Source organism: Aeriscardovia aeriphila (assembly GCF_002259595.1).
In the GTDB taxonomy this organism is placed as follows: Bacteria; Actinomycetota; Actinomycetes; order Actinomycetales; family Bifidobacteriaceae; genus Aeriscardovia; species Aeriscardovia aeriphila.
In genome coordinates this window covers 622838-646633 of record NZ_MWWU01000002.1, presented here as the reverse complement: position 1 = coordinate 646633, position 23796 = coordinate 622838, and the positions used below count along the sequence as shown (strand labels likewise).

The window sequence follows — 23796 nt, the reverse complement described above, 5'->3', positions numbered from 1 at the left end:
CCTCCCCGGTGAAATCGCTCACTGAGTTTTTCTACTGCGCATGAGTGTGACAGCGGACAGCAGAATTACTTCCGCCCCTGCGATAATCAGCAGTGCCGATCTCCACCAAGTGAATGGTGAGGTGAGAGTGTGGCTTCTCACCAGGAAAGTGACGATTGCAGAGGCATAAAAGACGAGGAGCACGCAACCTAAAGCCGTTTTGTGCACGTCAGTATGAGCAGCAATCAATGTCATCGCGAGGAGAAGAGGAATACCAATCCACCCGAGCGTGACGGTTTGGCCAGCAAAACTGTTCGCCACAGTCGGTGCTGTACTCACGATGGCAGGGAAGTTTCGTGCCAGAGAATAGAGCTCGAGAAGCAGTGCAATACTCATAACGCCAGCGAGAAGATGTGCCACTGCAGGTGTTTTCTTGCTGTGGGCTTGAGTGTGTTTGCCAGCTTGATCGATGGGATTGATATTGCTCTGTAGTTGTGGAAACTCTCTGTGGGTGTAGCTGTGAAGAGCGAGGAAAAACGCTCAGAACAAGCAGCATCACCAGGACAACATCACTCAGAATGGTCACGAAGGAGGGGAGGAGAAGGTGGGTTATCGCCCATATATTCGTTCTTGTGATCTCGGTGGTGATAATCCAGAAGAGCTCGATAAGGAGCGATGCCGCCACAGGGATTGACAGGAAGAGCAGCGTTACCGCCGATGGAATGCGGGAAAAGAGCCAGAAACTCGCTACCGCACACAGGGTGGGGACGAGGAAAAGCGTCAAGATGACGGTCGCCCAGTGAATATTTTCAGGAATGATTCCGGGAAAGTTGCTCAGGGAAGCTGCTGGTTTTGCCGTCGCAAGAATGATGTGGTTATTGATGGTGTAACCCAACAAAATGAGGGCAGCGGCGCTGAGAGTGAGCCATGCTAAGTCTTGCGGATGCGTGAGGTTGCGATGCCTTCTGAAACTGAGATTCTCTGCGTGGATGATAAGGGTATTCTTTTCTTTCATCTCAGCTCCTTTGCTCAGAGTATTACCCCGGATGGGGTTAAGAAAAGCGTACTCTTGCTAGGGCTGAAGTGTAATGGTTCACAACTCAAGAATTGTGAAAGTTTTTGCCGTCAAGGGTGTAGTTAGCGCAGCTGGCCACCCTTACAGCAGCGGATGGAACCAATGGCGGCGGCACACGGGGATATAGGTTTCATTCCCGCCGATCTGAATCTGTTCACCTTCATACACTGGTTTGCCATTATCTGTGCGTAACACCATGGTTGCTTTATGTTCGCAAAATTGGCAGATCGTCTTAATTTCCTCAATCTTGTCTGCCATGCACAGCAGATGGTAAGAGCCTTCAAACAGGTGATTGCTGAAATCATTCTTCAAGCCGAAGCACATCACGGGGATGCCCAGCTCATCGACCACGGCCGCGAGCTCATACACGTTGCTTTTCGTCAAAAACTGGCATTCGTCGACGAGAACACAATCAGGGTGGAAGGAGAGTGCGTGCACATATTCAAAAACGTCCATCTGAGGGGTGATCGCGACAGCTTCACGCTTCAGCCCGATGCGCGAAGCAATGATTCCATAGCCTTCTCGGGTGTCGAGGGAAGAGGTCATGAGAACAATAGACTTCCCTTGTTCCTCATAATTGTGGGCAACTTTGAGAATTTCGATGCTTTTGCCAGAATTCATCGTTCCGTACCGGTAATACAGCTGAGCCATCTTTCCCCTAAGCTTCTGCTCGCTTTCACAAACGCAGTGCATCATAGCTCATAGTGCAGAACGCTTGAGATTGCCACTGCGCGTTTTCCTTGTCCTGACAATCTGAAACCCAAAACTGAATTTCACTGGGGAGTGTTGTTGGGAGGCATTTATGAGACAATCCCAAAGACTTACGCATAAGGAGATGGAGTAGAGAATGTATCTTGCCCTCAATGTTCTGGGAATTCTCGTTTTTGTGGGTATAGGATGGCTGTTTTCCCACGATAAGAAACATATTCAGTGGTTGTCCGTCGGCATCATGATGGTGTTCAACATTTTCATCGCATGGTTCCTCACTTCCTTTAGTGTGGGGCGAAGCATTGTGCAAGGTGCAGCCACTGGTTTCAACGAGCTGGTCAAGGTTGCGTATAAAGGTATTAATTTTGCCTTTGCCAATTGGGTGGGCCCAGAAGGTATCAACCCCGCTCCGGTGAATTTTATCGCCTCAGCTCTGTTGCCGATCCTTCTTGTGGTGCCGATGTTTGACATTTTGACGTATATTGGCGTGCTGCCCTGGATTATCAAATGGATTGGCCGCGGCTTGAGTTTCATCACTCGCCAGCCGAAGTTCGAGTCGTTTTTCGCCGTGGAAATGATGTTCTTGGGCAATACTGAGGCTCTTGCTGTTTCTCAGCTGCAGCTCAAGAGGATGAAGCCGGCGAGAAACCTGACGCTGGCTATGATGTCGATGAGCTGCGTGACCGCCTCGATTTTGGCGTCGTATATTCAGTTGGTTCCTGCCCAGTACGTGTTGACTGCTGTGCCGCTGAACTGCATTAATGCTCTGATTGTGGTCAACTTGCTCTACCCGGTTCATGTGGATGAAGCGGAGGATACGATTGCCACTTTGGCTGACACTCAGGCTGTTGAGAGCGTTCAGACTGCCGCAACTGAGGTGCAGCCTGCCGCTACTGAAGAGGTGCAGCCTGCTGTCGCTGAAAAGTCTCCAGCTGCCGACGAGGAGGAGAAGCCTGTCGAGAACAAGTCTTCCGCACAGCAGAAGCCTGTCGAGAAACCTCAGCGCGAGCCCTTCTTCTCCTTCCTGGGCGACTCCATTTTGGGTGCTGGCCGCCTGATTCTCATCATTGGTGCAAACGTCATTGCCTTTGTTGCTCTCGCTGCTTTGATTGATAAAGTGTTGAGCTTGATCAACCCACAGTTGACTTTGGCACACATTTTGGGTGTCTTCCTCTACATTCCATCCCTGCTGCTCGGCCTTGACCCATCAACAGCCTGGGATATGGCTGGTTTCATGGGTATGAAGCTGGTAACGAACGAATTTGTGGTGATGACCCAGATTACCAGTACAGTGGCAAGCTTTGCGCAGCATTATCAGGCAGTGCTCATCGTCTTTATTACTTCGTTTGCTAACTTCAGCACTGTGGGAATGGTGACGGGTTGCTTTAAAGGCCTGGTTGACAAAGAGAAGAATGATCTGATTGCTCGCAATGTGGGACGGCTCATTCTCTCCGGAATCCTCGTTTCCCTTTTGTCTGCAGGAATGGTTGGCCTGTTTGTGTGGTGAGATTACCTCTGTGTGGTGAGATCACCTCACATTTCCCGGATATAGTTGGTATGCACTTCCTGCACACCTGAAAGAACATGAAAAAACTCGTTCACAGCTAAGTATGCTGTGAACGAGTTTTTCGTTCCCGACGTATCAGGTTTCAACAATAGTCAGGACTACTTGTTGTACCGTTTTTCTTTGAGCTCTTCAAACTTGCCAGGGCTCAGTGTTCCCACATCAACCATCGCTGATTCAATTTGATCCAAAACGCTGTTGCGATCATCAGCATTTCCTGCAAAATCGTACTTGTTGCCATCAATGGTAAGGAGAGCAGAAGCATTATAGGTTTTTTGCCATTGCGCGTAGTACTCGATCAATGTTTTGTAGTAGGAGAGCAGCGAAGGATCATTTTCCACCTGTTCGAAAGGACGGCCGCGCTTTTTGACTCTGGCGAGCATCGTCTCCAAGTTCACGTCGACAAAGATCATCAGATCAGGGGACTTCTTATGAGCAGCGTAGGGAAGTTCCTCCAGCATGTTTTTCAACAAAGACTGGTAAATCTCCCATTCTTCTTGCGTAGCGTGGCCCTGGTCAGTGTTCATCTTCATGAAAATGGAATCTTCATAGATGGAGCGATCGAGAATATTGTTATCCTCTTGCATTGCCTTCTTGATCATGGCAAAGCGACGGTTCAAAAAGTACACCTGCAACAGGAAGGTATAGGGGTTAGTTTGCGCTTTGCCCTCTTCCACTAACTGATTGCCACGGTAGAAGAGAGGAAGAACAGGGTTATCATCCACAGGTTCGAAGAACGGTTTTGTTCCTAACTCATCGGCCAGAATCTGAGTCAAAGTGCTCTTACCGGCGGAAATGACTCCTGCACATGTTAACAAAATGTGGCTCACCTCATCTCACAAACATTTTTTCGAAAAACATGAACACTCTAGCAGGGCGCTCTACCTTTTCACGACGTTTTTCACGTTGCTTTGTCCGATGCACAACTCGAAGAGTGAGTCAGTATCTGACGTGACGTGGACTTGATGAGACTTCCTCGGTTTCTCGCTCGGTGAAGTTCTCGCCGTTACTCGTCGTCGCGCAACACTTCGATGATGCGATAGCCTTTCTGAGAGGCTGCCTTTGACACAGAAAAATGAACAGGAATAGCAGGAATCACATCGCCCCTCTGGGTTTGCGAGGTGTTCACACGATGGCTTGCGCACCATTCATCGAGAGCATTTTGCAGCCAAGGAATCAATGAATCCGCTCCCAAATTCTTCTGAACAACCAGGTATGCCACGCCATCTACATTCAAACGAGGAAGGTAGGTCATCAGCAAGGAATGCAGTTCCTGCTTGCCGACACGAATAGGAGGGTTCGACCACATCACATCAAAACGCAGATTCTCATCCAACTGAGAAGTGAGCATGGCCTGCACATTGTGAATGCCGTTGCGCTTTGCATTGCTCGACGTCAGTGCGACAGCACGCTCATTCACATCCACCGCATAAACCTGCGCCTGAGGGCTCTCAGCTGCCATCGTTAAAGCGATAGGGCCCCAACCGCACCCAATATCCAAGAAATTACCCTCTTGAGGCAGTTCAGGAGCCTTCGACAGCAGCACAGACGTGCCCAAATCCAGTCGAGAACCAGAGAAGACGGAACGGCTTGTTTCCACAGAAAAATGGTGGCAGCGAGGTGAAATATCGAAAGACTGACGAATATCTTCAGTGGTTGGTGTGGCGGCGAAATACTGTTCTCCGCCCTGACGAGCCGTGGAAGAGTTACAGCGCTGATAATCTCGGTTCATACAAGCCTTTCCTTCGCCTCATGACGCAAGCTAAGAAAACCATTAGGATTAAAGGAACTGAATAATTGTAGCCTGAGACGTGAGCTGTGGGGGATAATGGCTGAAACTGAAAACAAGGCTTCTGAACAATTCGACGTTTTTGAGCGCCAGTCTGCCGTTTTGGAAGAGCAGAGTGAGCAGGCCAGCGACAGAGAACTCGAGCAACAAGATTGGCAGAATCGCGTTGAGCGCAATGCCATGCGTCATGTTGCTAATCTTGTGGGAAACCATGCCGATCGCACCGATGTGGAATACCAGAAGGCAAGGCTTGAGCGCGTCATCCTCGTGGGCGTGTGGAGCAGCTACGAAACAACGCAAACCCAAGCGGAAGAGAGCTTGAGAGAGCTTGCTGCACTTGCTGACACTGCTGGAGCTGAAGTGGTAGACGGGCTGTTGCAAAGGCGCGACCACCCCGACGCTGCAACCTACATTGGCTCGGGAAAAGCCAAAGAGCTCGCCCAAATGGTGGAAAGCAACGACGCTGACACGATCATCGTCAATGCTGACCTGCCACCAAGCCAAAGACGTGCGCTGGAGAAGCTGACCGGAATTCACGTTATCGACAGAACCGCCGTCATTCTCGACATTTTCGCCCAGCACGCCACTTCGCGTGAGGGTAAAGCCCAAGTCGAGCTCGCCCAACTGCAATACATGCTGCCTCGCCTTCGTGGTTGGGGCCAAACTCTGTCGCGTCAGGCGGGTGGCCAAAGTGCCGGGCAAATGGGCGGTATCGGCTCGCGCGGCCCTGGCGAAACTAAGCTGGAGATGAATAGACGCGTGATTCACAAGCGAATCTCCAAGCTCAAGGCCGATATTGCAGCCATGGAACCCACACGTCGTACCAAGCGTGATTCGAGGAGGCGCAACGACATTCCGACCGTTTCCGTTGTGGGGTATACGAACGCGGGTAAGTCGAGTTTGACCAACGCGCTCACTGGTTCGCAAGAACTCGTGCGCAACGCGCTCTTCGCCACCCTGGACACGGCCGTGCGCTCGGCAAAAACGCGCAGTGGTCGCACATATGCTTATGCCGATACGGTGGGTTTCGTCTCTGACCTTCCTACCCAGCTGGTGGAAGCGTTTAAGTCAACACTTGAAGAGATTAGCAGTTCAGATGTGATCCTCCACGTGGTGGACGCGAGCAGCCTTGATGTGGATGCGCATATCTCAACGGTTAACGAGATCCTCGCTGACATTGATGGAGTTGAGCAGATCCCGCGGCTTCTGGCTTTTAACAAGGTGGACTTGATCACCCAAGCGCAGTTGCACCGTTTGAAGGAGCTATACCCGGATGCGGCCTTTGTTTCTGCGACTTCTGGCGTGGGAATCGAGCAGCTGCAACACGCAGTTGAAGCGCTGTTGCCCCGTCCGCATGTGCGCGTGGACGTGCTGTTGCCTTATGACGCTGGTGCTCTGGTGGCTCAGGTGCGCATGGCAGGCCAGATCGAGCAGCTCGATTATGAGGATGAAGGCATTCACTTGCAAGCTTTCGTGGGTGACTCGTTGGCGGCAAAGCTGCTGGCAGCCTCGCAGTGATGCGCAGCGGGGCTAAAGTTGGGGCTTGCTCCTCGGCGCGCGGTAAGCGAGTTTGCGTCGTCTCGCCAGATTAAACTGTAAAGTGCAAACAAAGATTGTTTGAGGTGTTTTTGCCTCCATATAAGGAGATTGCTGCATGGCTACTTCCACTGTTAAGCCAACGAAGCTCGCTATCATCGGTGCTGGTGCTGTTGGTTCCACTCTTGCATCTGCTGCCGCGACTCGTGGTTTGGCTCGTCACATCGTTCTCGAGGACATTTACCTCAAGGGTGTGAAGGCTCAGGCTCTCGATCTCGAGCAGGGTTCCGAGTTCTACCGTACCCCAGTTGACTTTGCTGGTTCTGACGATGTTGAGATCTGCCGCGATGCAGATATCGTCGTCATTACTGCTGGTGCTCGTCAGCAGCCAGGTGAGAGCCGTCTCGACCTCGCTGGCAAGACCATTAACATGCTCAAGAGCATTATTCCTAACGTTATTAAGGTTGCTCCAAACGCTATTTACCTGTTGGTGACCAACCCTGTTGACATCACCACGTACGTTTCCCAGCAGCTCTCTGGCCTGGACCCACAGCAGCTCTTCGGCTCCGGCACCAACCTCGACTCCGCACGTCTGCGCCTGCTGCTCGCAAAGCAGACCGGCGTCAATGTCAAGGACATCAACGCTTACATCGCTGGTGAGCACGGCGATTCCGAGGTCGCTCTGTGGACCGCAGCTAACATCGCTGGTGTCCCGCTGCTCGACTGGAAGCCACTGCCAGGCCACGAGCCACTCACCGCTGAGGTTCGCGAGCAGCTTCACAAGGACACTGTGAATGCCGCTTACGAGATCATCGAGGGTAAGGGCGCAACTAACTTCGCTATCGCTCAGTCTTCTTGCGATATCATCGAGGCTATTGTCACCGATTCTCATCGCGTGCTTCCAGTTTCCTCCATGATCGACGACTTCCACGGCATCTCCGACGTGTGCATGTCTGTGCCACGCGAGATCAACCGCAACGGTGTTGGCGCCGTCTTCCAGACTCCAGTCTCCGAGGGCGAGCTTGCTGCACTCAAGAAGTCTGCTGAGACCTTGAAGGCAAACGCTCACAAGTTCGGCTTCTGATAAGCCCCTCTGACAAGCCCTTGAGATTATCACTACGATTATCACTACGATTCTCCGTGTGATTATCACTATGCTGATAATCTCGAGCATTTCGGGCGCTTTCCTATAGACGGTGTGTCCTGCGGACGGTATGTTCAGTACCGTCCGCTTTTTTATGCGCCACACGGGCCGTAGGCTCGTTCGCTGCTAACTTGCGCCGTGAGTCGTGACCCGTGAACCGCGAGCCGAGGGGAGGGAGCGGCCTTTTCATCAGGCTGGCGCGCGCCACAAGGCAGTAAGTACCCGAAAATATGGGTAAATTGTATTTATTTTTCACAAAATCGCTGGTTTTCTCCAAGTCTGCACATATTTGGCGTGACAATAAAATTTGATCGAACGAAGGAGGCTCGGATGTCCAGCGACTTTACTGCCCACGCCAAAGCTATCTTAATTGGCGAGCATGCTGTCGTTTACGGTGCCGACGCCCTCTCTGTACCTCTGACAAGCTTGACCTTGACCGCGCGCGTAGAAGCTGATCCCGCCGGCCCGACGCTCAACACTGAAGGCTATTGCGGTGATTTTGACGAGGCGCCTCAACTGTTTTCCGGCATTCGCTTCCTTTTTACTGAGCTCGTGGAAAAGCCAGGGCGGGATACGCGCGTTCGTTTAACTTTCGACTCTCATATTCCTATGGCTCGCGGCTTGGGCTCGTCGGCAGCTTCTGCTTTGGCTACGATTCGCGCGCTCAACAGCTACTATGGCTTAAATTTGAGCGAGCCTGAGATTATCAGTCTGGGTAATCGTGCCGAGGACATTGTTCATGGCAAGGCTTCGGGCCTCGACTTGCAAACCGTGAATTCCGACCAACTGGTGAGCTTTAACAAGGAAAGTGGTTTCACTCATATTCCTGGTAATCTGGATGCTTGGCTTGTTATTGCCGACACGGGCGTTGAGGGAAGTACCAAGGAAGCTGTTGCAATGGTGAGGGACCAGCGTGACAGTTCGCCGCTGATGCGCCACCGGCTTGACGAGCTAGGAACTCTCTCCCGGCGGGCCAAGCAGGCGTGGAACCAGAAGGATTCGCTGCAACTGGGCACTATTTTTGATGCGGCTCAGGAAATTTTGGTTAGTTTTGGTATTTCCACGTCGACGATTGACAAGCTTGTTGATGTTGCTCGTGATGCGGGAGCTTTAGGTGCGAAGCTTTCAGGTTCTGGTTTAGGTGGTGTGGTAATCGCATTGGCGAATACTCGAGAATTGGCTCACAATGTGGCGCAGGCTTTACGCCCGCATGCTCACGGCGTGTGGGTTGAACAGTTGTGAGGAGTGATATGAGCGAAACATGTGTGCGACCTCAGCTTCTCGATGAGCAATCTTTTTTTGACGAGCATCCTCGTGCTGGATTAGCGACGGCCCATACCAATATTGCCTTGGTCAAGTATTGGGGCAAGAAGGATGAAAAGCTGCGTCTTCCTTTCACTGACTCCCTCTCGCTGACGGTGAATGATTTTTATACGACTACGCAGGTTGTGGTGCGCGATGACGGTGCACCTCGCCGCTTCCGTTTGTCGGGGCAAGAGGTCAACGGCCCAGCAGCTGAGCGCGTGTGGAAGTATATTGAGCGTTTGCAGCGTCGTTTTGGTGTTTCGGGAACGCTGGATATTTCTACTGCTAATCATGTGCCGATGAGCGCAGGGCTTGCCTCGAGCTCGTCTGCTTTTGCCGCTTTGGCTGGCGCTTTTGCTGCAGCCTATGAGCTCAATGTGGACCGCGAGGAGCTGTCGCGCATGGCTCGCTTGGGCTCGGGTTCGGCGTCTCGCTCGGTGTATGGCGGTTTTTCGCGCTGGATTGCTGGCCACGATGATGCCACCTCGCGCGCAGTCGCTCTTGATGAGAACCCTGACCTCGATATTCGCCTGTTGGCCGTTCAGGTGGATGTGAGCCCGAAGTCGGTTCCTTCAACTCAGGGTATGCGCCGCGTGGTGGAGACTTCGCCGTATTTCCCGGTGTGGGTGGAGCAGACGAGTAAAGCCTGCGATGAGATGGAGAAGGCCATTGAGCGCCGCGATTTCACTGCTATTGGTGAGATTGCTCAGCAGAACGCTCTCGATATGCACGCTCTCAACTTGACGGCTCGCCCTGGATTTACGTACTTCCAGCCTCAAACCTTGCTGGTGTTGCAGCTGGTGGATGAGCTTCGCCATAACGGCGTGGAATGCTATTCAACGATGGACGCCGGTTCGAATGTGAAGGTTCTCGTCCAGTCTGGCAATGAGGCTCGTGTGCGCGCTCGTATTTATGAGGTGTTGCCGCAAGCGCCGATCACTTCGACGGGTGCTGGCTCTGGTTTGGTGATGACGACTCTGTGAGGAACAACTCTGTGAGGAACAACATGCTGATTTGTGAGGCTCAAGCCCCAGGCAAGCTGTACTTGGCGGGGGAGTATGCGGTGGTCAACCCTGGCAACCCGTCTCTGCTCATGGCAGTCAACCGTTATGTTGAGGCTCGCGTCAGTAGCTCTGAGCGTTGGCTGGTCACTTCAGATCAGTTCTCCGGCTCGCAAGTCGTTGTGGGAGGTTACGTCCCTGATAATCTCAGTTTTGCTAGCGCGGCGCTGGAGATTGCCAGAAACTATGCCTCGAAGGTGAGCGAGCGAGAAGTGTGCGGCCATGTGCATATTGATTCTCACCTTCAGTCGGATGATGGGACGAAGCTCGGTTTAGGTTCGTCGGCAGCCGTGTGTGTGGCCGTTGTTCGCGCGGTTCTTGCGGCTTATGGTGTTCAGGCTTCGCCTGTTACGGTGTTTAAGTTGGCTGCGACTGCGCATTTTCTCGTTCAAGGCAATGGTTCCTTAGGCGATGTTGCGGCGAGTAGCATGGGCGGGCTCGTGTATTATCGCTCGCCGGACCGCGAGTGGTTGCGCTCTTTCGTCGACGCGCACACTGCCCCTGCCCAGGGGCGTGCTTCCATCAATACACGCACTACTCCGGCGGTTCAGCATGCTCTCGACGTGGACGCTGGTGCTTCTGGTCTCCATCGCTCTTCAGACTCCAAGCTCGCTGGCTCTCCTGACCAGTTCGCTTCTGCTACCGCAGACTTTGACTATGAGAATTCTCTTTACGGCACTCTTTCGCGTTTGGACACTGTTGCTCTCGTTGAGCAGGCATGGCCCGATCTCGTGATTGAGCAGGTGAGTGAGGCAGCAAATCTCGAGATTGAAGTGGGATGGACGGGTAAGCCGGCTTCGACGAAGGCGCTTGTGAAGAAGGCTGCAAAGCCGGTGGAACCTGCGAAATATCAGGCTTTCTTGCATGCTTCTGCCCGCAGTGTTGACGCTTTGCGTGCCCTGGTGAGTGCTCCGACTGGCGCTGCCGTGAGGGCTCCTGCTGGAGAGCTCGCTTCTGTGGTGGCTGAGCTTCGCGCCCAGTTGAATGAGCTGTCCGCTTTGCGCGATGTTCCGGTGGAAACTGATGAATTGCGTCGGGGCATCGAGATTGCTTTGGCGCATGGTTTCGCTGCAAAGTCTTCCGGAGCTGGCGGCGGCGATTGCCTGATTGCTTTGCGCGTCAATCCTGCCGCACTCGCCACGGACCACAACGTCACCGCCTATTCTCACAGTTTGCGCGAGGCGTGGCTGGAAGCGGGAATTACGCCGCTCGCGTTGTCACTGAGCCCTGCTCACACAACAGCAGCATCTTCTTCCGATTTTTCTGCAGAAGGCGAGGTTTATGATGCCTGATTCTCTCCGCGCGCAGCGTAAGGAAGATCATCTGCGTTTTGCTGAGCAGAGTTTCCGCGACCATCGTCACAATGATTTTGACGAGCTGCATTTGGTGCGTCCTACTTTGCCGCAGACGAGTGTGAACAGTGATAATCTGGCGACGACCTTGTTTGATAAGCCTGTTTCTGCGCCGTTTTTCATTAATGCGATGACGGGTGGTACCGCTCACGCCACTGAGATTAACACTGCGCTGGCTGGTGTCGCGCAGCAGGAGGGGATTGCGGTTGCTTTCGGCTCGGCGAGTATTGTGGGCCATGAGCCGCAAGCTTTGGCGGGTTTTGTTGCGGCGCGCGAGCAGGCTGCTGATGTGCCGGTGTTGATCAATGTGAATCCGGGTACGCCGCTTTCTGTTGTTTCTCAGTTGGTGGAGGCGTTGGAGCCGAGCGCTGTGCAGGTGCATGTGAATGTGGTGCAGGAGTTGGTGATGCGCGAGGGGGATCGTGATTTTCACTGGGCTGAGCCTCTTGCTGCGATTATTGATCGGGTGCATGATTCGTATCAGCTTCCTGTGGTGGTGAAGGAAGTTGGTTTTGGCTGGGATGTTGCTTCTTTGCGTTTGGCTCAGCGTTTGGGTGCTGATGTGGTGGATGTTGCTGGTAGTGGTGGCACGAATTTTGCGGTGATTGAGCGTTTGCGTCGTGAGCAGGATGCTTCGGATTCGGTGGATTATTCGTGGCTGGAGGATTCTGGCTTGTCGACGGTCCAGTCTTTGGTGAATGCACAGCAGGTGGCGGGTTTGACGGTGTTTGGCTCTGGTGGTGTGCGTCACCCGTTGGATGTGTTGAAGTGCTTGGTGTTGGGCGCTCGTGCTGTGGGTGTGTCGGGTGTGATGCTGCACACTTTGGTGAATTGTGGTGCTGAGGGTTTGCGGGAGCTTGTTTCGACGTGGAAGCTTCAGCTTGCTGGTCTTTTTGCTCTGTATGGCGCTCCAGATTATCAGCACCTTTCATCGGTTCCGTACTGGTTGGAACCGCGGTTGGAGGCCTATGTTCGTCAGATTGTGCAGGGTGATCAGCGCTAATTGATTGGCGCTGATCAGCATATCTTCCAGGGTTTAGGCGACTTTGCGCACGACGGTTGCGACGATTCCCATGATGCTGGCATGTGTGCCATCGATGGGCTTGTAGGCTGGGTTGTGGGGCAGTAGCCACACGTGACCGTTGTTATCGCGCTTGTAGGTTTTCACTGTTGCTTCGTCGTCGAGAAGAGCGGCAACCATTTGCCCGTTTTCAGCGTTGTTTTGCTTGCGGATAACGACGTAGTCTCCATCACAGATTGCTGCATCGATCATAGAGTCGCCATGGACCTCGAGCATGAAGAAGTCACCCTTGCCCACGAGTTGTTGTGGTAGGCGCATGGTGTCTTCAACATGTTCTTCTGCGGTAATCGGCTTACCTGCTGCGATGCGTCCGACAAGCGGGACTTCAATGGAGTCGAAGTCGTTCGATGGCATTTGTGGGCTACCACCATAGATGCCTTCTGCGCTGGTGGTTTTCACATTGCCATAAGTAGATGAGGAGAGCCTCTGTGCCTCCGTTGGAGTAATGCTCTGGTTATTAGTGAGATCCAGAACTTCAATTGCTCGTCCCATATTCGGGTGGAGACGAATGAAACCATCCTTAGCAAGTTGATCGAGCTGATGCTTCACCGATGATGTTGACTTCAGCCCTGCATCACTGGCGATCTCCCGAATAGAGGGTGGGAAACCATTGCGCTGCATGCGCGTGGTGATCGACTTATAAATCTGCTGTTGGCGAGCAGTCAAGTCGCTGAGTTGCTTGCGGCGAGTAGAACCCGCACCCGTGGTAGCAGAAGTTGGTGTCTGCTTCTGACGGTTGCTTGTCGTATTTGTATTCCTCTGTGGTGTATTCATACTCGCCTCCTTACCAATATGGTATCGCACAAGTGTTCGTAAATCAAACAGATGTTCGACTTGACAAAAATCAAGACGCGAGGAAAATAGAACATACGTTCGAAAGAACAAATGTTCGAACGTAAGTGTGCGAACAAGCTGTGCGCTAGTAAGGAGCAAATGATGGATCGAGTTCAGAACATCGCAGATGAAAACGATTTCCGTCATCATCTGCAGGGCAGTTATTGGGTAGGTCTTGCCGCTGTTTTTCTCGTCAGTGTGCTGGCTTTCGTCACTCCTTCAGTACAAGCCAGCCAGCCCGACTTTGTCGCTCAACTGCAACAAGAACCTACGGTGACGATTACTGTTCAGCAAGGGGATACTCTCAGCAGCATTGCGCAACACTACATGCAGTCGATCCCGTCAATCACCGAGCGTACACAGCGCATTATGCTGCTCAACAACATGCACAACAGCACATTGATTGCAGGCCAAACACTCAGAATTCCTCAAGAATAATGAATTCCCATATCACTAGGAGGCTGGAATATTGAGAATTCGTGTCAATTTTCTCTCCTAGTGAAGTGTCAAGGGGACTGACTGTGCCGATGTCGTGTACTCTCGAATATATGCATTGCCCATTTTGTCATAATGCGGACACTAAGGTCCTCGATTCTCGTGCCGACGAAGACGGAGTTGCCATTCGCCGCCGTCGCGAGTGCATGAGATGCCATCGTCGTTTCACCACCATGGAATCATGCGAACTCACCGTAGTGAAACGTGATGGACACACCGAACGCTTCGATCGCAACAAGGTGATTGTGGGAGTTGGCAAAGCCTGCCAATCTCGTCCTATCACCCAAGACCAACTCAAAGAGCTCGGTCGTAAGGTTGAAGAAGAGCTGCGTGCCAGCGGACAAGCGCAAATCCCGAGTGCTGAAGTCGGAAAGGTAATCCTCAAGCCTTTGCGTGACCTCGACCTCGTTGCCTACATGCGCTTTGCTTCCGTGTACCGCGACTTTAAAGACCTCTCCGACTTCGAAGCAGCAATCGAAGAGCTGCGTCAATACGAGAAGGATAAGAACACGACGCTAACTGCTGGCGCTGACACTGCGACAGCAGATGCATCCGACCCTGCAGCAGCAGGTAAAGAAACAGGAAAAGAACTCGGAAAAGAAGCAGCGTAGCTTCTCAGCCTGAATGCCGCACTTACTAAGAAGGGCTTCCCTCTAGGAAGCCCTTCTGTCGTATTGAAGTTATTTGAATGCTCAGCGCATCTCAGAGGTTCACCTGCTCAGCATCCGAGCGAGTACGAACAATCACCAACTGTTGAGTAGGACGAGTCATCGCCACATACAAATCAGCAGCAGCCGACAAGCGCGACGCACCGTTCTCCTCAATCAAGCCAGGCTCGATCACCACAACAGCGTCATACTCCAAACCCTTAGAACCATGAGGATCAATCAGATCAATCTGATCATCCCAATCATCCTGGTTACGCAGACGCTGCTCCTCCTGCTCACCCAACTGCTCACGAATCGCCTTCCACAACGGTTGACGCAACAAAGTGAGAATCGAAGTGTCAGCAATCACCGCAACACGGCCGGTACCATCGTCAGAAACATAACGCTTCACCATCTCGATAATCTGCGTCAAAGCAGAAGGCACCAAGTCATTCGAATTCTCCACCGTCACACGGCGAACCGAATCAGGAATCTGACGTACCGAATGAACGGTCGAAATATACAAACCACGAGAACGGGCATACTCATCAGCCAAAGTCGCCACTTCCTGAGGGTTACGATAATCGATAGTCAACTCGCACATATTCCAACGATCCTCACCAAACAGCGGGTTCATCGTATCCTGCCAATGGCGAGTACCACCCAAAGCAGAAGTCTGAGCCACATCTCCCACAATGGTGAAAGAACGAGACGGGCAACGGCGCAACAACATACGCCAATCCATGGCACTCAACTCTTGAGCCTCATCGACAACAATATGGCCGAAAGTCCACTCACGGTCACGAGCAGCATGAGAAATCAACGACTCACCATCTGCCGTGCCATTCATCTGAGCAGCAAGGTCGGCAGCATTCACCAAACCCGACTTCGCCAAGCCCATCGACTCCAAAGTCTCCTGAGCATAACGCTCCTCAGCGCTTGGGCCCTTCTTCTGGTTGAGCGCAGCAGCCTTATTCGGGTCAGGGCCAATCAGCTCCATCGCCTCATCCAACAGAGGAATATCAGAAACAGTCCAACCGCTGCCCTTCTCACGGTACAGCAAACGCAACTGCTCATCAGAAAGCCACGGAGCAGCACGCTTCAAACGCTGCGGGCGAGCCCATAACGTCTCCAACAACCACTGAGCAGTAAGAGGAAGCCACGCTAAATTCAACGTGCGCTGCACCGCCTGATCCATTCGCAAAGATTCACGAACCTGATCCAACTCAGTAGCGCTCGGCTGATACTCCACAGCACGCTGATAACGAGCAACAAGCAGCTCCATCATGCGCTCAATAAAAGTCACACGAGCCTTATTGTGCGGAGCATGAGAATGACGAGCTGCATTCTGCGCCGAAATAATATCCTCAGCAGTCACAGCAATGCGCGTACCGCGAACCGAGATAGTCGGCAGCTGAGAAGGAACACGCACGCACGCCTTCACCGCATTGTCAATCATGCGGGCCATGCGAGCATCACCCTTGAGCTGAGCAACATGAGGTTCTTCCTCAGCACTGACCGTCACCCCAGGAAGGAGAGTGGCCATCGTGCGAGAAAGCACGCCAGTTTCGCCCAAAGACGGCAAAACCTGGCCAATATAATGCAGGAAGTTTGACGACGGGCCAACGATGAGCACGCCAGAATGCGCCAAACGCTCACGATGAGTGTAAAGAAGGTAGGCGGCTCGATGCAAGGCAACAGCAGTCTTACCCGTACCAGGGCCACCTTGCACTACTACCACCTGGTTGAGAGGCTGACGAATAATGCGATCCTGCTCAGCCTGAATAGTGGCCACAATATCCGTCATGAAACCAGTACGTCGGCTGGCCAAGGAAGTGAGAAGAGCGCCTTCACCAGTCAGTGTGCCCTCGCGGGAAGCCTGAGTTGCGCGCTCAGAATGCACGTTGAGAACCTCATCCTCAATGCCCACCACATCGCGGAACTTCAACGCGATATGGCGACGCTGGATAATTCCCATACGCTCCTGAGCGGTTGCCTCATAGAAGGGGCGAGCAGCTTCAGCGCGCCAGTCGGTCAGCATCGGTTCGTGCTCTTCGGAGGAAATACCGATACGCCCGATATAGCGTGAATCGCCCTCGTCAGTGTCGAGCTTGCCGAAAACAAGGCGATCTTGCACGGCACGAAGCTGAGTGAGACGATCCTCATACATGGCGTTAAATGAGTCACGCTCGGCCATATGAGTAGGTGAGCCCTTGCCGCCTTGAGCGCGAACACCATGAAGACGACTTTTCGTCTGCGCAGCCAGATCGTCAAGCCTGTTGTAGATAGCATCAACGTGAGCTTGTTCTTCTTCGATCTGCGAAGCGTAATCGCTCATGCATCCTCCCTTAAAGCTCGCATGCGCACGCGAGGTGCCAACGAGTTGTGGTCGTATTTTAAAGCATCTTATTTTAGCTCATCGTGCTGGAAATGGGTTGAGCTGTGGGCATGTTGTGAGTGTCACGCACAAACAGCAGGGCAGAGCTGCCTGATTCGCCGCTGAGCCTCCACCAAGGTCTCCACCAAGGTCTCCACCGAGCGGTCCATATTCCCCACTTCACCACCACTGCAGCGCTGTATGTGTAAACACAAGAAATTGCAAGCTATCGAGGCTCAGATCGAGCGTTACCTGCTCGTTGATTTACGCGAAAAGATCCGCGAGTTTTCAGGCCTAAGGGGTGAAAAATGGGGGAGAGTGGGGTAAAGTGGAGGAAGCAGCTGAGGAGAAGGGGGAGAATATGGCTGATCCAATCACGCCACAGCCCTCTTCGTCGTGCCCGCAGTCCGCACAGCAAGCTTCGGCCACCGAGCAAGCGTCAGCTCCACTTCCGGCACTTTTGCTCGGCACCTTTACTCCCAAGATGGATGCCAAAGGCCGCGTCGCTCTCCCCGCACGCTTCCGCCAAATTCTCAACGGCACCTTCGTTCTCTCCCGTGGCCAAGAACGCTGCATTTACTTGCTTCCTGCTGACGAATTCCGCCGCATGGCACTGAAAATTCAGCAAGCGCCCCTCGGCAACAAAGCTGCTCGTGATTACCTGCGCGTCTTCCTCTCCGGTGCCGTCGAAGAGACCACCGACAACCAGGGCCGCGTCGTCATCCCTCCGATGCTGCGCACCTATGCCAAGCTCGACAAGCAAGTGGCGGTTATCGGTGTAGGTACGCGCGCAGAAATTTGGGATTTGCAAACCTGGAACGACTACCTAGCCGGCCAAGAGGAGGGTTACTCCGAGCTGGCAGATGATGTTTTGACGCAGGTGAGTTGGTAATGGCAGTGAAAAAGAGCATGGCAGCGATTCGCGCCCAACAAACTCTCGCCCCCGCAGCTCTCGAGCATGCGCAACAAGCAGAAAACGTCGCTGACAGCATTCACGCCCCCGTCCTGCTCAACGAGTGCGTCGACTTGCTCGTGCCTCACATGGGCCCCGGCAAGGTCATCGTCGATTGCACACTCGGCCTGGCAGGTCATGCAGAAGCCTTCTTGAGGGCGAACCCAGATTTTCACCTCGTAGGAATCGACCGCGATGAAGAAGCCTTGCGCCTCGCCGCCCGCCGCCTCGAGCCATTCGCTGGCCGCTTCACCCTCGTGCACAACTCGTTCATGCACTTTGAAGAAGTACTTGACGAATTAGGCATCGACAAGGTGGATGCTGCATTCCTTGACCTTGGTTTGTCCAGCTTGCAAATCGACGAGCGTGACCGCGGCTTCACCTATTCAGCAGACGCACCGCTGGATATGCGCATGGACGTGGAGCAAAAGCTCACTGCGGCCGACATCGTGGCCACTTACAGCGTTGACCAGCTCGCACAAATCTTCACCATATACGGCCAGGAAAAGTTCGCCTACCGCATCGCCCGAGCAATCGTCGAGCTAAGGGAGAGTGCACCCATTGAACGCACATCGCAATTGGTCGAATTAGTGGACCACGTTGTACCTCGTCGCAACCGGCCTGCAGGAAACCCGGCCAAGCGCGTATTCCAAGCCTTGCGCATCGAAGTAAACGGTGAGCTCGAGCAGCTGGCCTCCACGCTGCCTCAGATTGCTCGTCGTTTGAATATCGGCGGAGCAATCGTCGTAGAAAGCTACCACTCCTTGGAGGACCGCATCACCAAGTCCTTCTTCCGCATGGGCCAGATTATCGATGCGCCGGCTGGCTTGCCGATCGTTCCTGAGGAGTATCAGCCGTATTTCACTGATCTCACCCATGGTGCACAACTGGCCGATGAGCGCGAGATTACCATTAATCCTCGCTCTGCCTCCGTTCGACTGCGCGCCACTGAGCTTATTCGCGAAATCCCCGAGCATGCGCATGCTGACTTCGAGCAGTGGTTGGAAGGAAAAGGTTTAGGCCTCAAGCCTACTGCACCTCGCAAGTCATCGCTACGAAATTCGTCAGCTCGCAAGTCGGCAAGCCGCGCACCTGGTGGCCAGCACAGCAGCACCACAGGTCGCAGACGAGAAAACACATCAGCACAAGCAACGAGCAAGCAAAGGAGGGGAAGATGAGCAAGCGTCCGGTTGAAGCACAGACCGCCCTCGCACAGAAGGGCCATCCTCTCATCCTGCTCATCTCCTGCATCCTTCTTGCCTTTGTACTGATCACCGCGAACCTCACCATGCGCACGCAAATGGTGCAGGATTCCTTTGAAATCAGCTCGTTAAACAACAAGATTGGCACTCTGACTCAAGACGTTCAGGAAAGGCAAACCAGGCTTGACCAGCTCAACGCCCAGCTGCCCGACCGCGCACAGAAGCTCGGAATGAAGCCAGCAGACACATCCACAACTATCGATCTCAACAGCAAGCCGACCTTTGGCACGGAGGCGCAGTGATGAGAAACGCACAGAATAACAACAAGCAAGGCTACAACTTCGCACGCAGGGTGAGGTGGACTGCTGTCATCGTCGCCGCAGTGTTCGGCATGTGCGTCGCGCAGCTTGTTAATCTTCAGCTGTTCTCTAACGGCGGCTACGCACAAGCTGCAACGAGCCAGCGCACTATTTCCAAGGTGTTGCCAGCCCAACGAGGAACTATCGTCGACGCGAATGGCAAGATTCTCGCCCAATCCGTACAGCGATATACTGTATTCGCCGACCAGGTTGCTATCGCCTCCTTCAAGCCAGTCAAGTGCACCGGCAACAACGAGGGAGTGTGCCACCAGATCAATGGCAAGCCAGTGCCAGGAAAGGGTGCGCAGGCGGTCGCGAAGATGCTCGCGCCAGTGCTTGGCATGGATGAGCAGAGCCTCGAAGGCGAACTCAAGGGCACGAACCGCTACCAAGTGCTCAAGAAGAATGTGGTGCCACGCATTAAACGCAACATTGATAATCTGAACATTTCCTCTGTCATTGGTACGGAACTGACCACCACGCGCTCGTACCCATACGGCACGCTGCTGGGCTCGGTGATCGGCTCGGTCAACGACGCCGACGAGGGTGTGTCCGGCGTAGAGAGCATGGAAAACTCGCTGCTTTCCGGCACGAACGGCGCTCAAACCTACCAGCGCGGCGGCTCGGGAGAGATGATCCCGGGCACGCAGACGGTCGCTCGCCCCGCTATCAACGGCGGCAAGGTCAAGCTCACCATCGACGCGGATACGCAATGGTACGTCGAAAAGGCATTGCGTGACGGTCAAAAGCAGTGGAATGCCAAGTGGGGTATCGCCGTCGTCCAGGAAGTCAAGACCGGTAAGCTCGTTGCCGTCGCCGACACGGATGTTGTCGACCCGAGCGACCACAAGGCCGCGCTGCAAACTTCTCGCGTGATGACCTCCACCTTCGAGCCGGGCTCTACTGGAAAGGTGCTCACCGTTGCAGGCCTGCTGGAAAACAACAAGATCCAGCCAGACCAGCACTTCGTCGTGCCGAACGCCATTGACATCAACGGCCAGCAGTACCACGATGCAACACAGCACAGCACCCGTCAGCTCACTATCGCCGGCATTCTGCAAATTTCCTCGAACGTCGGCACCCTCGAGGCGAGCGCCAACACGAGTGCTCAAGAGCGTTACGAGTTCTTGAGGAAAATGGGTATCGGAACCTACTCCGGTATCGGCTTCCCCGGTGAATCTTCCGGCCTGCTGTCCAACTGGAAGCAGTGGGATGGCCGCCAGGAGAACACGGTGGTGTTCGGCCAGGGCTACGCGACCACCGCATTGCAGATGGTCAACGCCTATTCCACGATCGCCAATGGTGGTGTGCGCATGCAGCAGAGCTTGGTGGAATCCTCCACGAGTCCGCAGGGAACCACTGTGTCCAACATCAGGAAGAACGGCACGAGGGTGCTTTCCGAGAAGACGTCCTCGCAGTTGATGGACATGATGGAGAGCGTCACCGACGGCCTCGAGGCTACGAAGGTGAAGCTCGCCGGTTACCGCATCGCCGGTAAGTCTGGTACTGCAGAAGTCGCTGACCCTGAGACGCACAGGCTCAGCCACATCATCGCCGACTGGATTGGTATTATCCCAGCGGAGAAGCCGCAGTACACCATCATGGTGATCTATATGGATCCGTCCTTTGCTTCTGGTGGTTGGGTTGCCGGCCCAGTGATGTCGCAGATTGGCCAGTTCTTGATGCAGAAGAACCAGACGCCGAACTCTCCAGCTCGCACGTCGTCGATCCCAACGACGTGGTGAAATAGGTTGGGACGAAGGGAGAACAATGAGTGTTGCTGATATGTTGATGCGCAGGATGACTGTGGGGGATCTGCAAACTCTTTTCTCCATCGAATGTGCTGACGATGCTCGCGCAGTGACAATCACGGACCTTGCCTGCACGAGTAACGAAATCAAGCCGGGCTGCCTCTACATTCCACCAGCAGCTGAGCGCGACGAGGAGCATCTTCGCGACGCGGTGACGAGCGGCTGCTACGCCATCCTTCTGCCGCAGGTGTGGCGGGGGAGGGCGAGTACCGACGACCTCGGCATCCCGGTTCTCTTTAGCGATGAGATTGACAAGAAGCTGGGGCTTATTGCCGCACATTTGTACGGAGAACCGTCCCAGCAGCTCGCCATCTTCGTGGTCTACGGTATGCGCTGCCACTCTGTTGCTCGCAAGCTCAGCGATATTTTGCACATGCTGGGCAACCCGGTAGGAACCGTGGTGGAAGGCTCGTCCCTCTCACTCTCCCGTGAGCTGGAAGTTCCCTACCCGCTCAACGCTGTTCACCTGCAGCAGCAGATGCAGATCATGGTCGAGGACGGCGCTACAGCAGCTGTGATCGCCGCCGATGAGGCTACTTTGGCTCCGTGGGCGCTCGTCGGTACTGCAATCGACGTGGTGTCTGGCCAGGATAGCGTCACGCAGCTCTACGGTGCCACTTTCTCCGAGGAAACGCATGTTGCTGCTGCTTCGGAGAGGCAGATCACGCAAGTTCTCGTGCAATCCGACGGCGCGAATGTGAGGGATGAGGCGGCGCGTCAAGCCGTGTCGATGGCTCTCGCAGCTGGAATTACGCCCGATTCCATCTCCCAAGCGGCGTGGGTTTCTCAAGAGTTGAACTAAAATCGTAAGGGCTGAAAACCAGACTTTCGCACACCAGTGTGAACCAGCCTCAGGCTGGGGCAAGGAGGACATATGCTCGCTCTTCACATTGAGGAGATCGCACAGGCGCTGGACGGCACCTTTGTTACCGGCCGTGAACCAGTAGACATCTCCCAAATGTATGTGACATCCGTTTCGACCGATTCTCGTGTGACGAGCGACCATGGCCTGTTTGTAGCAATCAAGGGTGAGCACGTCGATGGTCACGACTTCTTGCAGTCGGCCGCCCGTCACGGCTATGTGGCGGCTCTCGTTGACCATGAGGTCAAGTTGCCGGAGGCTCACGACACACCTTCAGATTCTCAGCACGAAATGGATCAGGGGCTGCAGCGCGAGGATAACCCGCAGATTCTGCAGATTCTCGTTCCTGACACGGTGAAAGCGTTGGGCCAGGTGGCTCACCTGAACTTGGAGCATCGCCGTGCTCTGCACTCGCCCTTCACCATCATCGGAATCACCGGTTCGGTGGGCAAGACCACTACGAAGGATCTCACTCGTGCTCTTCTGGCAAGCCGCGACAACACAGTGGCTCCTCAAGGCTCGTTTAACAACGATATTGGCCTGCCGCTGACCGCAACTACGGTGGATGAGCGCACTCGTTACTTCGTGGCCGAGATGGGTGCTTCGGGTATTGGCGACATCGCTCGCTTGACCGCTATTGCACGTCCGGATGTGGGTGCAGAGCTGCGCGTTGGCACAGCTCATGTGGGTGAGTTCGGCTCAGTGGAGAATATTTTCCTCGCTAAGAGTGAGCTCGTGGAAGCTTTGCCACAAGAAAGCGGCATCGCTATTTTGAACGCTGACGATGAGAACGTCGCTCGCATGCAGGATAAGACGCAGGCAGCTCACGTGCTGTGGTTTGGTATCACGAATGCCACGCACCAGGCTCAATTGGATGTCACTGCGCGCAACATCAGCGTTGATAATATTGACCGTCCCAGCTTCCAGCTTATCATCGAAGGAAAGCTCGCCGGAGACGTGCACCTGCAACTTTCGGGCAAGCATCATGTGATGAATGCGCTGGCCGCCGTGAGCATCGCTCACTGCCTGGGCTTGCCAGATGAGCAGATTGTGCGCGTTCTCAACTCGCATATTCCGCTGTCCCCACATCGCATGTGTGTGCGCGAGGTCGAGGTGAACTCGCAGCGTTTCACCGTTTTGGATGATACTTTCAACGCGAACCCTGATTCGATGAGGGGCGGTATTGAAGGTCTGGCTTCCTTGGGCGACGAGAATTCTTACCGTGTTGCCGTGCTGGGCCCGATGCTCGAGCTGGGTGAGGAGAGCGACGAGTTGCACCATGAGGTTGCTTCTCGCGTGTACTTCGATGGCATTGATAATCTCATTGCGGTCGGTACGCCAAGCTTGCCGGAAGCTGACCATTTGGCCGACGCCTATGTGGAAGGCGTCCACCAAGCTGCTCACGCTACTGACATCCCAGTGAACCCGACGAAGGCTCGCCGTCATGGCCCGTTCTCGCTGACTCGCGTCAAGGATGCCGACGAAGCGTACGCGCAGATGATGTATGTGTTGGAAAAGCATCCTCATGCGCTGTTTTTGCTGAAAGGTTCGCATGCCGCAGGATTATCAGCACTCGCTGATCGCCTGCTTCGCCATACTGTCACTTCTGCTGATTCTTCTGCCACACCAGCCGCTGGTGTGAACCAAGCCTGAAAGGAACAGG

General features: G+C 54.0%; 21 protein-coding genes and 1 pseudogene. 16 read left to right on the top strand and 6 right to left on the bottom strand.

Annotated features, from left to right (window positions below; translation table 11 throughout):
• Positions 1-18: 18 nt before the first annotated feature.
• Complete coding sequence (locus AEAE_RS03785) at positions 19-375, bottom strand: hypothetical protein (protein ID WP_148139957.1); 357 nt, start codon at positions 373-375, stop codon at positions 19-21.
• A 182-nt stretch (positions 376-557) separates the two neighbouring features.
• Here AEAE_RS03785 and AEAE_RS03780 point away from each other — a divergent pair, with 182 nt between their 5' ends.
• Positions 558-782 carry a hypothetical protein gene (locus AEAE_RS03780; protein WP_094689789.1) on the top strand — a complete coding sequence of 75 codons (225 nt, stop codon included), beginning with the start codon at positions 558-560 and terminating at the stop codon, positions 780-782.
• Positions 783-1135: 353 nt separating this feature from the next.
• On the opposite strand, the gene AEAE_RS03775 is transcribed toward AEAE_RS03780, so the two are convergent.
• Positions 1136-1705 carry a thymidine kinase gene (locus tag AEAE_RS03775; protein ID WP_094689788.1) on the bottom strand — a complete coding sequence of 190 codons (570 nt, stop codon included), beginning with the start codon at positions 1703-1705 and terminating at the stop codon, positions 1136-1138.
• Positions 1706-1901: 196 nt separating this feature from the next.
• On the opposite strand from AEAE_RS03775, the gene AEAE_RS03770 reads away from it, so the two are divergent.
• Positions 1902-3269: a NupC/NupG family nucleoside CNT transporter gene (locus AEAE_RS03770; RefSeq protein WP_094689787.1), complete on the top strand. Its 1368-nt coding sequence runs from the start codon at positions 1902-1904 to the stop codon at positions 3267-3269.
• 158 nt (positions 3270-3427) lie between these two features.
• Here AEAE_RS03770 and AEAE_RS03765 read toward each other — a convergent pair whose 3' ends face one another.
• Both AEAE_RS03765 and AEAE_RS03760 read right to left on the bottom strand, forming a co-directional pair.
• The gene (locus AEAE_RS03765) at positions 3428-4156 is read right to left on the bottom strand and encodes a deoxynucleoside kinase (protein WP_244569612.1); all 729 of its coding nucleotides are present in this window, start codon (positions 4154-4156) and stop codon (positions 3428-3430) included.
• A gap of 176 nt (positions 4157-4332) precedes the next feature.
• Positions 4333-5058 carry a class I SAM-dependent methyltransferase gene (locus AEAE_RS03760; protein WP_094689786.1) on the bottom strand — a complete coding sequence of 242 codons (726 nt, stop codon included), beginning with the start codon at positions 5056-5058 and terminating at the stop codon, positions 4333-4335.
• Between the two features lie 96 nt (positions 5059-5154).
• Between AEAE_RS03760 and hflX the strand changes: the two genes are divergently transcribed.
• From hflX to fni, 6 genes are all read left to right on the top strand, one after another.
• Positions 5155-6633: a GTPase HflX gene (gene hflX / locus AEAE_RS03755; RefSeq protein ID WP_094689785.1), complete on the top strand. Its 1479-nt coding sequence runs from the start codon at positions 5155-5157 to the stop codon at positions 6631-6633.
• A gap of 136 nt (positions 6634-6769) precedes the next feature.
• A complete protein-coding gene (locus tag AEAE_RS03750; protein WP_094689784.1) occupies positions 6770-7735 on the top strand; it encodes an L-lactate dehydrogenase in 966 nt (321 codons plus the stop codon).
• 390 nt (positions 7736-8125) lie between these two features.
• Complete coding sequence (gene mvk, locus AEAE_RS03745) at positions 8126-9037, top strand: mevalonate kinase (protein WP_094689783.1); 912 nt, start codon at positions 8126-8128, stop codon at positions 9035-9037.
• 8 nt (positions 9038-9045) lie between these two features.
• A complete protein-coding gene (gene mvaD, locus AEAE_RS03740) occupies positions 9046-10083 on the top strand; it encodes a diphosphomevalonate decarboxylase (RefSeq protein ID WP_094689782.1) in 1038 nt (345 codons plus the stop codon).
• Positions 10084-10106: 23 nt separating this feature from the next.
• Positions 10107-11453 (top strand): GHMP family kinase ATP-binding protein, encoded by a 1347-nt coding sequence (locus AEAE_RS03735; RefSeq protein ID WP_094689781.1) that lies wholly within the window; start codon positions 10107-10109, stop codon positions 11451-11453.
• Positions 11443-12516, top strand: coding sequence for a type 2 isopentenyl-diphosphate Delta-isomerase (gene fni, locus AEAE_RS03730; RefSeq protein WP_094689780.1), 1074 nt, complete (start codon positions 11443-11445; stop codon positions 12514-12516). Before AEAE_RS03735 ends, fni begins: the two co-directional genes overlap by 11 nt.
• Positions 12517-12549: 33 nt before the next feature.
• Here fni and lexA read toward each other — a convergent pair whose 3' ends face one another.
• Positions 12550-13368, bottom strand: a complete 819-nt coding sequence (lexA, locus tag AEAE_RS03725; RefSeq protein ID WP_094689779.1) for a transcriptional repressor LexA — start codon at positions 13366-13368, stop codon at positions 12550-12552.
• Between the two features lie 159 nt (positions 13369-13527).
• On the opposite strand from lexA, the gene AEAE_RS03720 reads away from it, so the two are divergent.
• Both AEAE_RS03720 and nrdR read left to right on the top strand, forming a co-directional pair.
• Positions 13528-13866 carry a LysM peptidoglycan-binding domain-containing protein gene (locus AEAE_RS03720; protein WP_158520488.1) on the top strand — a complete coding sequence of 113 codons (339 nt, stop codon included), beginning with the start codon at positions 13528-13530 and terminating at the stop codon, positions 13864-13866.
• Between the two features lie 110 nt (positions 13867-13976).
• Positions 13977-14420 (top strand): annotated as a pseudogene (gene nrdR / locus AEAE_RS03715) (transcriptional regulator NrdR); the annotation flags it as partial.
• Positions 14421-14625: 205 nt separating this feature from the next.
• On the opposite strand, the gene AEAE_RS03710 reads toward nrdR, so the two are convergent.
• Entirely contained in the window at positions 14626-16908 is a 2283-nt protein-coding gene (locus AEAE_RS03710; protein WP_094689777.1) for a HelD family protein, read from the bottom strand.
• A gap of 400 nt (positions 16909-17308) precedes the next feature.
• Between AEAE_RS03710 and mraZ the strand changes: the two genes are divergently transcribed.
• The 6 genes from mraZ to AEAE_RS03680 all read left to right on the top strand — a co-directional run bounded on the left by mraZ (position 17309) and on the right by AEAE_RS03680 (position 23786).
• Entirely contained in the window at positions 17309-17839 is a 531-nt protein-coding gene (mraZ, locus tag AEAE_RS03705; protein WP_094690104.1) for a division/cell wall cluster transcriptional repressor MraZ, read from the top strand.
• Entirely contained in the window at positions 17839-19077 is a 1239-nt protein-coding gene (gene rsmH, locus AEAE_RS03700; protein WP_244569611.1) for a 16S rRNA (cytosine(1402)-N(4))-methyltransferase RsmH, read from the top strand. Before mraZ ends, rsmH begins: the two co-directional genes overlap by 1 nt.
• Positions 19074-19403 (top strand): cell division protein FtsL, encoded by a 330-nt coding sequence (gene ftsL, locus AEAE_RS03695; RefSeq protein WP_094689776.1) that lies wholly within the window; start codon positions 19074-19076, stop codon positions 19401-19403. The genes rsmH and ftsL overlap by 4 nt, the downstream gene beginning before the upstream one ends.
• On the top strand, positions 19403-21205 hold the full coding sequence (locus AEAE_RS03690; protein WP_094689775.1) for a peptidoglycan D,D-transpeptidase FtsI family protein: 1803 nt from the start codon (positions 19403-19405) through the stop codon (positions 21203-21205). Before ftsL ends, AEAE_RS03690 begins: the two co-directional genes overlap by 1 nt.
• A 25-nt stretch (positions 21206-21230) precedes the next feature.
• Positions 21231-22073, top strand: a complete 843-nt coding sequence (locus tag AEAE_RS03685; protein WP_094689774.1) for a hypothetical protein — start codon at positions 21231-21233, stop codon at positions 22071-22073.
• Positions 22074-22145: 72 nt separating this feature from the next.
• Positions 22146-23786, top strand: a complete 1641-nt coding sequence (locus AEAE_RS03680; RefSeq protein ID WP_094689773.1) for a UDP-N-acetylmuramoyl-tripeptide--D-alanyl-D-alanine ligase — start codon at positions 22146-22148, stop codon at positions 23784-23786.
• Positions 23787-23796 lie beyond the last annotated feature (10 nt).

Excerpts from the sequence above, each read along its gene's own strand:
- AEAE_RS03785 (WP_148139957.1), bottom strand. The coding sequence starts at position 375 with ATGAGTATTGCACTGCTTCTCGAGCTCTATTCTCTGGCACGAAACTTC.
- AEAE_RS03780 (WP_094689789.1), top strand. The coding sequence starts at position 558 with ATGGTCACGAAGGAGGGGAGGAGAAGGTGGGTTATCGCCCATATATTC.
- AEAE_RS03775 (WP_094689788.1), bottom strand. The coding sequence starts at position 1,705 with ATGGCTCAGCTGTATTACCGGTACGGAACGATGAATTCTGGCAAAAGC.
- AEAE_RS03770 (WP_094689787.1), top strand. The coding sequence starts at position 1,902 with ATGTATCTTGCCCTCAATGTTCTGGGAATTCTCGTTTTTGTGGGTATA.
- AEAE_RS03760 (WP_094689786.1), bottom strand. The coding sequence starts at position 5,058 with ATGAACCGAGATTATCAGCGCTGTAACTCTTCCACGGCTCGTCAGGGC.
- hflX (WP_094689785.1), top strand. The coding sequence starts at position 5,155 with ATGGCTGAAACTGAAAACAAGGCTTCTGAACAATTCGACGTTTTTGAG.
- AEAE_RS03750 (WP_094689784.1), top strand. The coding sequence starts at position 6,770 with ATGGCTACTTCCACTGTTAAGCCAACGAAGCTCGCTATCATCGGTGCT.
- mvk (WP_094689783.1), top strand. The coding sequence starts at position 8,126 with ATGTCCAGCGACTTTACTGCCCACGCCAAAGCTATCTTAATTGGCGAG.
- mvaD (WP_094689782.1), top strand. The coding sequence starts at position 9,046 with ATGAGCGAAACATGTGTGCGACCTCAGCTTCTCGATGAGCAATCTTTT.
- AEAE_RS03735 (WP_094689781.1), top strand. The coding sequence starts at position 10,107 with ATGCTGATTTGTGAGGCTCAAGCCCCAGGCAAGCTGTACTTGGCGGGG.
- fni (WP_094689780.1), top strand. The coding sequence starts at position 11,443 with ATGATGCCTGATTCTCTCCGCGCGCAGCGTAAGGAAGATCATCTGCGT.
- lexA (WP_094689779.1), bottom strand. The coding sequence starts at position 13,368 with ATGAATACACCACAGAGGAATACAAATACGACAAGCAACCGTCAGAAG.
- AEAE_RS03720 (WP_158520488.1), top strand. The coding sequence starts at position 13,528 with ATGATGGATCGAGTTCAGAACATCGCAGATGAAAACGATTTCCGTCAT.
- AEAE_RS03710 (WP_094689777.1), bottom strand. The coding sequence starts at position 16,908 with ATGAGCGATTACGCTTCGCAGATCGAAGAAGAACAAGCTCACGTTGAT.
- mraZ (WP_094690104.1), top strand. The coding sequence starts at position 17,309 with ATGGCTGATCCAATCACGCCACAGCCCTCTTCGTCGTGCCCGCAGTCC.
- rsmH (WP_244569611.1), top strand. The coding sequence starts at position 17,839 with ATGGCAGTGAAAAAGAGCATGGCAGCGATTCGCGCCCAACAAACTCTC.
- ftsL (WP_094689776.1), top strand. The coding sequence starts at position 19,074 with ATGAGCAAGCGTCCGGTTGAAGCACAGACCGCCCTCGCACAGAAGGGC.
- AEAE_RS03690 (WP_094689775.1), top strand. The coding sequence starts at position 19,403 with ATGAGAAACGCACAGAATAACAACAAGCAAGGCTACAACTTCGCACGC.
- AEAE_RS03685 (WP_094689774.1), top strand. The coding sequence starts at position 21,231 with ATGAGTGTTGCTGATATGTTGATGCGCAGGATGACTGTGGGGGATCTG.
- AEAE_RS03680 (WP_094689773.1), top strand. The coding sequence starts at position 22,146 with ATGCTCGCTCTTCACATTGAGGAGATCGCACAGGCGCTGGACGGCACC.